This window comes from [Phormidium] sp. LEGE 05292, assembly GCF_015207735.1.
In the GTDB taxonomy this organism is placed as follows: Bacteria; Cyanobacteriota; Cyanobacteriia; order Cyanobacteriales; family Aerosakkonemataceae; genus Floridanema.
The window spans coordinates 1-7,330 of the sequence record NZ_JADEWG010000229.1; the positions used below are offsets into that span (position 1 = coordinate 1).

Genomic DNA, 7,330 nt, shown 5'->3' on the forward strand with positions numbered 1-7,330 from the left:
GGAGATAAGGGGATAAGGGGACAAGGGGACAAGGGGACAAGGGGACAAGGGGAATTTTTATTTTCTGCCTTCTGCCTTGGAGCCTTTCTTACCTTCTGCCTTCTGCCTTCTGCCCTCTGCCTTCTCAACAGTCTTGCCCTAATTATGAAAAGTAAGTTAAATTTAATTAAGATTTGTTTGCTGTTACACGCTTTTGTCTTAAGGAAAGCCATTTGGCTCTAAAAAGACATTAGTGCAGGATAGCGAAGATAAGTATGCAGACCAAAAAAAATTAATAGCTTTTTACCTTCTGCCTTCTGCCTTCTGCCTTCTGCCTTAATTTAAACAGCAAAAATTTATCTGACTCTCCTTTGAAAAGCACTTATTTGTGTAATCGAGAACCTATTTTGTTTAAATTGCATTTAGAGGCCACCCAACTATGAAGTCTTCCTGGAAAGTCGTAGTACTGTGGATGTTGCCTGCGCTACTTATAGGATTTTTCCTGTGGCAAGGGGCATTCTCTTCATCAGCGATGGATACAGGCAGAAATGCCGCTAGTACCCGCATGAGCTATGGACGATTTTTAGAATATTTAGATTCCGGTCGAGTCACCAGCGTTGACCTCTATGAGGGTGGTCGGACAGCTATTGTAGAAGGTATCGACCCAGAACCAGTTTTAGGTTCCCAAGTTCAACACTGGCGAGTAGATTTACCTTCCAATGCCCCAGAATTAATTGCCAAACTCAAAGAATCGAATATTAGCTTCGCTTCCCATCCCATGAGAAACGATGGCGCAATTTGGGGATTGTTAGGTAACTTAGTATTCCCCGTTTTATTAATTGCCGGATTGTTTTTCTTGTTCCGTCGTTCCAGCAACATTCCCGGTGGGCCAGGACAAGCGATGAATTTCGGTAAATCTCGCGCCCGATTCATGATGGAAGCGAAAACCGGAATTAAATTCGATGATGTGGCCGGAATTGAAGAAGCAAAAGAAGAACTACAAGAAGTTGTTACTTTCTTAAAACAACCAGAACGCTTTAGTGCTGTTGGTGCCAGAATTCCTAAAGGTGTGTTATTAGTTGGCCCTCCGGGAACTGGGAAAACTCTGTTAGCTAAAGCTATTGCTGGAGAAGCTGGTGTTCCTTTCTTTAGCATTTCCGGTTCAGAATTTGTGGAAATGTTCGTGGGTGTAGGTGCTTCCCGTGTCCGCGACTTGTTCAAAAAAGCGAAAGAAAACGCTCCTTGCTTAGTATTCATCGATGAAATTGATGCGGTCGGTAGAATGCGGGGTACGGGTATCGGTGGCGGAAACGACGAAAGAGAGCAAACTTTAAACCAATTGCTCACCGAAATGGACGGTTTTGAAGGCAATACAGGTATTATCATCATTGCTGCTACTAACCGCGCTGATGTGCTTGATTCTGCTTTGATGCGTCCGGGACGTTTTGACAGACAAGTAACTGTGGATGCGCCCGATCTTAAAGGACGTTTGGAAATTCTCCAAGTTCATGCCCGGAATAAGAAGTTATCTGATGAAGTTTCGTTAGAAGCTATTGCTCGTCGCACTCCTGGTTTTACAGGTGCAGACTTAGCGAACTTGCTGAACGAAGCGGCAATTTTAACTGCCAGACGGCGCAAAGAAGGCATTACCATGCCGGAAATTGACGATGCGGTTGACCGTGTGGTTGCTGGTATGGAAGGTACTCCTTTGGTAGATAGCAAAACTAAGCGGTTAATTGCTTATCACGAAGTTGGTCATGCTATTGTTGGTACTTTGTTGAAAGACCATGACCCAGTACAAAAGGTGACTTTGATTCCCAGAGGACAAGCTAAAGGTTTGACTTGGTTTACTCCTAATGAGGAGCAAGGTTTAACTTCTAGGTCGCAACTGAAGGCGAGAATTACTGCTGCTTTGGGTGGTCGTGCTGCTGAAGAAGTTATTTTCGGAGATGCGGAAGTGACTACTGGTGCTGGTGGCGATTTGCAACAGGTGGCTGGCATGGCTAGACAAATGGTAACTCGTTTGGGGATGTCTGATTTGGGGCCGTTGTCTTTGGAAGGTCAAAGCAGTGAGGTATTTTTAGGACGGGACTTGATGACTCGTTCTGATTATTCGGAAGAAATTGCTTCTCGTGTGGATACTCAAGTAAGAGCGATCGTTGGTAAATGTTATGAAGATGCTAAACAAATTATGCGCGATCATCGCACGGTGATCGATCGCTTGGTAGATCTTCTAGTGGAAAAAGAAACGATCGACGGTGAAGAATTCCGCCAAATTGTTGCTGAGTACACTGTTGTTCCTGAGAAAGAAGAATACGTTCCTCAGATATAAGTTTCAAGCTCTAGGTGAATAGGTTAAGTAGGGATGATTAACGTCATCCCTATTTTTTTATCAGGATTAAATGATTAACATGATGAGCAGGATTGATTATTAGATTGCTCAGAATTAAATGATTAACATGATGAGCAGAATTGATTATTAGATTACTCACGATTAATCAAGAAAACTACTAAATCTTTGAAGTTTTCTGCCCTCTGCCTTCTGCCATAAATAAATTTTTCCCTTGTCCCCTTGTCTCCTTGTCTCCTTGTCTCCTTGTCTCCTTGTCTCCTTGTCCCAAGAGTCCCCAGTCGATGGCGGTCCCCAGTCCCTAATCCCTCATCTGATAATGAACACAGCCTTCACATGGCCCATAAGGATTGATGGCACAACGCAAATGGGCCGATCGCGCATTAAATTTACAGCTAGTGTCGCCTAGATAATGTTGATTTGGCGGTTGAGGCGGCACCAATAAGGGCGTAAGAGAAGCTCTTTGTATGGCTAATCTCAACCTTTCTCGGCCTCTGATTTCTGCTTGACGAATTACCCAGAGCGAGATTATTGGGGGAATTAAACCGATTAAGAATATTAGCAATGTTTGCAACACACTACCAACCTGCCATTTTTTTAATTGGCTCTCTTTTAAGATATTTTGCCGAAAAAATTCTACTCTGGGAAGAGGAACCCTTGACAAATTAACGGAAGTGATATGCTAAAATGTGGTTCGATGATGAAATTCGGTGACACTGTTTGTTGTTAGTACTCACAAGCGACTCTCCGAATCGTAATCTTTGCAATACCTGATTCAGGAGAGAACCAATGTCTATTTATGTAGGGAACTTATCCTACGAAGTTACAGAAAAAGACCTCAACGAAGTATTTGCTGAGTATGGCGCTGTAAAGCGCGTTCAAGTACCCACAGACCGTGAAACTGGTCGGATGCGTGGCTTTGCTTTCGTGGAGATGGCAACTGAAGCTGAAGAGACGGCTGCTATTGATGCACTTGATGGTGCAGAATGGATGGGTCGTAGCTTAAAAGTTAATAAAGCCAAACCTCGTGAAGATCGTGGTGGTAGTCGCGGCGGCTATGGTGGTGGTCGTGGCGGTGGCGGCGGTGGCTATGGTGGTGGTCGTAATCGCTATTAAGATTCAACGCTAATCAAGGTTTTTTTAAATTTTCTATTCAGGGGCATTTCGTTTGCGCTTCTGATTTTTCAGAAAGATATAGCAAAACGGAATGCTTCTGTATTTTTAGGTATTGACGAGTGAGTGCCTTCGCATAGTGTGCAGTAAGCGATCGCTTTTCTCTCCCATTTCTGCTAATAAGGACGCTAAGTAGGTGTCCGAAAATTCACCGAAGCTAGGAGTAGTCAGAATGACCCAAATAATTGTCGGGGAAAATGAAGGGCTGGAATCGGCGTTGCGTCGGTTTAAACGTCAAGTCTCCAAAGCTGGAATTTTTTCTGATATTAAGCGTCTGCGTCACTTTGAAACCCCTCCAGAAAAACGCAAACGCAAGGCTATTTCTAGAAGACGGAAAAAACAGTTTTAGTTAATAGTTTTTAGTTATTTTTATCATCGCACTCTCTGAACTCGAAAAGGGTTGGTTGGAGAGTGCGATCGTTTTTTTATGGAAAGTTGGCGGGGTGCGATCGTTTTTTTATTGGAATTTGGGAATACTACCAAAGAGGGATACAGAACCACCTCTAATCTTTTAAAAATTACGAGACGAATATGGACACAGTTACAGTAACATTTACACTTGCTGATTGGATCACCAAGGGACTAGCAGATGGAAATTATGAAAGAATTGGCGGTGTGATTCGGGAAGTAGGATCTAAGCAAGTGGTTGCTTGGTTACGGGAAGCTGGCTTAATTACTTCTAACCTACCCTTGCCTGCTGATCCTGTCACTGGTGTACTTAACTTGATAGTTTCAGGTGCAAATACAGCTATTTCAGCAAAGGGATTTTCTGATGTCAAACAGCAACTAGGTGGAATAGAAAAGCAGTTAGGGTTAGTTGGGAAAGGTTTACAGCAAGTTGAAGGAGCTTTGCAAGTAACTACTGCTCTTAGTATGCTTAACTTAGGTGTCTCAGTAATGGGATTTGCTGTAATCAACCAACGCCTTAATGAATTGGAGCAACGCTTAAAAAAAGCAGAAGAACTCTTAAAAAAGATTGACCGCAAAATTGATTTGGGATTTTATGCTAAGTTTAGGGCTGCAATCAATTTGGCAATTAATGCTTTTACGATGAGTAAAGCTGAAAACCGTAGAAGCAGCGCTTTAAGTGCTATCAGCCTGTTCTTAGAAGCTGAACATATTTATACCGATTACACTGAAACAGAACTTGCTCAAAAGAGCCAAATTGCTGATGAGTATTTGTTGACATTATCTTTAGCTTACCTTGCTGAAGCACGTTGCTATCTAGAGTTGGAAGAACATGATACAGCACTTAGTCGCTTTCAAGAAGGAGCAAAAGTTGTCCGTTCTTTTATTCAGCAATACGTCGATCTTCTTCTTACAACTAACCCAGCAGCATACTTACAGCCTCAGTTCAAAGATCAAATTGACTTGCGTAGATTGACTCGAATTTACCAATGGATTGACCCAAATTTAGATGAAAATGCCCTCTTTGAGCTTCAACGAGAAAATCTATTTAAACTGGCACAAAATCCGAATAAATGGGTGGAATCACTACCACCAGCAATTTTAACTCGTATTGAGGTTAAAGGAGGGTTGTTTGGCCCAAATCAGGGAGAATTAAAACAAGAGGCTGATAAACGTCTTCCTCAAGTTTTAGAAGTTATAGAATCTATGGTGGAAACTAATCGCCGTTTTGAATCTTATCAAACAGAAATTCAAGCTATCAGGCAACTAGGAATTAGTTTTCATGATTGGCTAAAATTAACTCCTGCTAATGAGGATAAACCGGAAGGTGCAGAGTTAATGTTTATTGTTCCGAAGAAACCATTGGAGTTGGTAACTGCTAGTTAAAGGAAAGTGCGATCGCTTTTTTGCTGCATTCTTGAGAGAGAAGGTTTGATCCCCCCTAACCCCCCTTAAAAAGGGGGGAACCAGATTCAAAGAACCTCTGTTTGGGGAATTTGATTCAAAGTCCCCCTTAATAAGGGGGATTTAGGGGGATCTAAATTAAGTTTTCGGTTTGTAAGTTGATTGCACTTGCAATTCTTTCAATTGTTTTTCATCTACATTAGATGGTGCATTTGTTAACAAACACCTCGCTTGTTGTGTCTTCGGAAATGCAATTACATCCCGAATAGACTCTTCACCAGCTAATAGCATTACCCAACGATCTAAACCGTAGGCAATTCCTCCGTGAGGTGGGGTGCCATATTCAAATGCGTCTAGCAAAAAGCCAAATTTATTGCGTGCTTCTTCGGGGGATAAACCGATCGCCTCAAACACCTTTTCCTGAACTTCCCGCTGATAAATCCGGCAACTTCCGCCACCAACTTCTACACCGTTATATACCAAATCATAAGCTTGTGCTCTAGCAGTTTTCAAATCAGCTAAATCTTCAGGATTTGGTGCGGTAAATGGGTGATGCAATGCTTCTAAACGCTTTTCTTCTGCGTTCCATTCAAACATTGGGAAATCAGTCACCCAAAGCAGGTTAATTTTATTTTGATCGATTAAACCTAATTGTTGTGCAATTACCTGACGTAATCTATCCAAAGTTTTATTTACTACTTCAGTTTTATCCGCAGCAAATAATAGTAAATGACCGGGTTTCGCTTCTGTGCGATCGAGTAATTCTTGCTTTTGTTCCTCGGTCAAATTATCCTTAATTGCGCCAATGGTGTCAATTTCTCCGTTGTCGCGGACGCGGATATAAGCTAAACCTTTTGCACCAGCTTCGCTAGCTTCTTTAAACAAGTCGCCACCTGGTTTAATTCGCACATTAGAAATGGCATCATTTCCCCCTGGAATTGGTAAAACTTTTACCATTCCACCAGATGCGATCGCACTCGCAAACACCTTAAATCCCGAATCTTTAAACAAATCGGAAACATTTACTAACTCTAAACCATAGCGAGTATCCGGTTTATCACAACCATAACGATCCATCGCTTCCGCATAAGTTAAACGTGGGAAAGGACGAGGTAATTCAATTCCTTTAACAGTTTGGAAAACATAACAAACCAAATCTTCATTCAGTTTCATAATTTCTTCTTGCGACATGAAACTCATTTCCATGTCTAACTGAGTAAATTCTGGTTGTCTGTCGGCGCGTAAATCTTCATCGCGGAAACAACGCGCAATTTGATAGTATCGATCGAACCCCGAAACCATCAACAACTGTTTAAATAATTGGGGAGATTGAGGTAAAGCATACCATTCGCCAGGGTTAACGCGACTCGGTACTAAATAATCTCTAGCACCTTCGGGAGTCGAACGAGTCAAAATTGGGGTTTCAATTTCAATAAAACCCTTTTCATCTTCTAAATGACGACGAATTGCTTTGACAACTTGGTGGCGAAGTTGTAAATTAGCAGTCATGCGATCGCGTCGCAAATCCAAATACCGATATTTCAGACGTAACTCTTCCCTAACAGCTTCCTCGTCCGCCGTTGACACTTGGAACGGCAATTGCTTATATACTTGATTGAGCAACTCCAGTTCATCGGCGTAAACTTCCACCTCACCAGTGGGAATACGTGGATTCAGGGAATCTGCTGGACGTGGCGTTACCCGACCAGTAATTTTTACCACATATTCGTTACGCATTTTCTCAGCGTCTTGATATGAATTTGGAGTGCGTACTGGATCGCTAACAATTTGTACAATCCCAGAGCGATCGCGCAAATCTAAAAATATCACACCCCCGTGATCGCGGCGACGATCCACCCATCCATAAAGAGTGACCGTTTCTCCCACATGGTAACTTCGGAGTTGACCGCAATAATGAGTTCGCATACCTGTTGATGTAAAATTCAAACACTAAAAATTGGAAAACTTCACCATTATGCCCTATTGCGGGGGTGACTGGGGACTGGGGAGATGGGG

The 7,330-nt window shown here is 42.3% G+C and carries 6 protein-coding genes; 4 read left to right on the forward strand and 2 right to left on the reverse strand.

Annotation, left to right across the window (positions count from 1 at the left end):
- Positions 1 to 418 precede the first annotated feature (418 nt).
- Positions 419 to 2,311: an ATP-dependent zinc metalloprotease FtsH2 gene (gene ftsH2, locus IQ264_RS30520; RefSeq protein WP_193986134.1), complete on the forward strand. Its 1,893-nt coding sequence runs from the start codon at positions 419 to 421 to the stop codon at positions 2,309 to 2,311.
- A 319-nt stretch (positions 2,312 to 2,630) separates the two neighbouring features.
- Here ftsH2 and IQ264_RS30525 read toward each other — a convergent pair whose 3' ends face one another.
- A complete protein-coding gene (locus IQ264_RS30525) occupies positions 2,631 to 2,906 on the reverse strand; it encodes a DUF6464 family protein (protein WP_193986137.1) in 276 nt (91 codons plus the stop codon).
- Positions 2,907 to 3,118: 212 nt separating this feature from the next.
- Here IQ264_RS30525 and IQ264_RS30530 point away from each other — a divergent pair, with 212 nt between their 5' ends.
- From IQ264_RS30530 to IQ264_RS30540, 3 genes are all read left to right on the forward strand, one after another.
- Complete coding sequence (locus IQ264_RS30530) at positions 3,119 to 3,445, forward strand: RNA recognition motif domain-containing protein (RefSeq protein WP_193986139.1); 327 nt, start codon at positions 3,119 to 3,121, stop codon at positions 3,443 to 3,445.
- 229 nt (positions 3,446 to 3,674) lie between these two features.
- Positions 3,675 to 3,851 carry a 30S ribosomal protein S21 gene (gene rpsU / locus IQ264_RS30535; protein ID WP_073594437.1) on the forward strand — a complete coding sequence of 59 codons (177 nt, stop codon included), beginning with the start codon at positions 3,675 to 3,677 and terminating at the stop codon, positions 3,849 to 3,851.
- A gap of 182 nt (positions 3,852 to 4,033) precedes the next feature.
- Entirely contained in the window at positions 4,034 to 5,296 is a 1,263-nt protein-coding gene (locus tag IQ264_RS30540) for a hypothetical protein (RefSeq protein ID WP_193986141.1), read from the forward strand.
- Between the two features lie 156 nt (positions 5,297 to 5,452).
- Here the strand turns inward: IQ264_RS30540 and aspS are convergent, their stop codons facing one another.
- A complete protein-coding gene (gene aspS / locus IQ264_RS30545) occupies positions 5,453 to 7,240 on the reverse strand; it encodes an aspartate--tRNA ligase (RefSeq protein WP_193986143.1) in 1,788 nt (595 codons plus the stop codon).
- Positions 7,241 to 7,330 lie beyond the last annotated feature (90 nt).

Bases quoted from the DNA above. Each gene is read 5' to 3' on its own strand.
- ftsH2 (WP_193986134.1), top strand. From the start codon at position 419: ATGAAGTCTTCCTGGAAAGTCGTAGTACTGTGGATGTTGCCTGCGCTA.
- IQ264_RS30530 (WP_193986139.1), top strand. From the start codon at position 3,119: ATGTCTATTTATGTAGGGAACTTATCCTACGAAGTTACAGAAAAAGAC.
- rpsU (WP_073594437.1), top strand. From the start codon at position 3,675: ATGACCCAAATAATTGTCGGGGAAAATGAAGGGCTGGAATCGGCGTTG.
- IQ264_RS30540 (WP_193986141.1), top strand. From the start codon at position 4,034: ATGGACACAGTTACAGTAACATTTACACTTGCTGATTGGATCACCAAG.
- aspS (WP_193986143.1), bottom strand. From the start codon at position 7,240: ATGCGAACTCATTATTGCGGTCAACTCCGAAGTTACCATGTGGGAGAA.